General features: G+C 57.6%; 1 protein-coding gene. It reads right to left on the bottom strand.

Annotation, left to right across the window (positions count from 1 at the left end):
• Nucleotides 1-667: 667 nt before the first annotated feature.
• Nucleotides 668-1,393, bottom strand: a complete 726-nt coding sequence (locus GA0061098_RS43415) for an MBL fold metallo-hydrolase (RefSeq protein ID WP_283808051.1) — start codon at nucleotides 1,391-1,393, stop codon at nucleotides 668-670.
• Nucleotides 1,394-1,489: the final 96 nt, after the last annotated feature.

The raw sequence follows: 1,489 nt of genomic DNA, 5'->3' as shown, positions 1-1,489 counted from the left end.
CGGGCCGAGATGACTGGCATACGCCTGTCGAAAAGCTTCGCCGTTGACGGAACATGTTCGCCGCCTCCAGAGCCGGCCCATGATTCCCGATCAGCCGGGTGGACCCATGGCTAATCGCAGGCGATCACAGCGGGCGCGAGGTCTGGCTGATCGTGTTGGTGGCAGCCCTGGGCTTAGCATGGCGTGCTTTGCAGGCCGGCATCCCAGCAGCACCTGGATGACACGAATGTGGGCGCAGTTCTCCAGGAGAGAGACGCAAAATTGTGCCGTGGTGTGCTGGGTGGTAGTCATGCCGCGATCGTTGAAACCTTCCATCCTCGGCATTTTGAGTCAGCGCGTTCCTCTTGTTGCCATTTTATTTTACTTTGCAATGGCCGACTTACAGGTCTCCATAGATATCGAGGCGCGTCAGACGCGTTCTTGATGCTGAGCATCCTCGTTACGATCCGACCAAATACCCTTGAGAGCTTACGCCCCAACTGCAAAGCGCAGGCAAAAAAGCCTGGTTGCTTGAGCGCCCGGGGTACGGAATGTGGAATTTCATGCGGTGATGCATTTCAGCCGCGCCTTACCAGAAGGTCTCCGAGCTGAACCGCGTCCCAAGTGCCCAATTGCAAGTGCGGCTGATTTCTGCGGTTAAACGAATATCACCTTGATCATCAAAGTCTTACTGTTTATGCCCAAGCTCACCTGCATCACTAATCGCCCTTGAACGTGGGCTGCGTACTACACGACTTGCACTCGCTCCCTGTGGAAAAGCGACTCGCACCGATTCGCACTTGAATCCTTCGCCCCATCGTTTGATGCGAGCAACCGACTGCGGAACGAAATGCGCTGTGCAGCATATTGTTTTTGTGTCGCAGTAGCGCTCGAGGAAGCTGCGGCGCGTGTTAGCCGACTCCGCCTGGTCGACGTCGAAGTTGACCGAGAGCTCCGGATAGCGCTCCTGCAGCGGCGAGTGCATCAGATCGCCGGACATGACGGCATCGTCGCCGCGTTTGCCAAAGAAGGCGAGGTGGCCAGGCGTGTGCCCCGGCGTCGGCAATAAACGCGCGTGATCGCCGATCTGATGATTGTCTTTCACGATCTCGCCGCGACCGCCTCGATCACCGGCAGGACACTGTCCATATAGATCGGATTTTCCATTTTCGTATTCTCCGCATTCCCGTAGTTGTACTCCTGTTGGCCAAACACGTAGCGCGCCTTCGGGGACGTGGTCGACATGCATATGTGTGCACATGACGTAGTCGATGTCGTTCACAGAAAAGCATGCCGCCACAAGGCAGCGGATGAAGGTGTCGTCGGTCTTCATGCTCCAACCGGCAAGATCGCGCGGCTTGTTATTGCCGATGCAGCTGTCCACGAAGATGGTGTGATGCGGCGTTACGACGATGGTAACCGGTATGAGCTCCCACGCCCGCGGTGATCAGCGAGCGCGGGCGTAGCGGATCGGCATCCAGTATTGCCGCAAGGCCTCGACCGCCGCCGG

The sequence above is a fragment of the Bradyrhizobium shewense genome (genome assembly GCF_900094605.1).
GTDB classification, from domain to species: domain Bacteria; phylum Pseudomonadota; class Alphaproteobacteria; order Rhizobiales; family Xanthobacteraceae; genus Bradyrhizobium; species Bradyrhizobium shewense.
The sequence above is the reverse complement of the archived record's forward strand: the minus strand, read 5'-3'. Positions and strand labels throughout refer to the sequence as shown.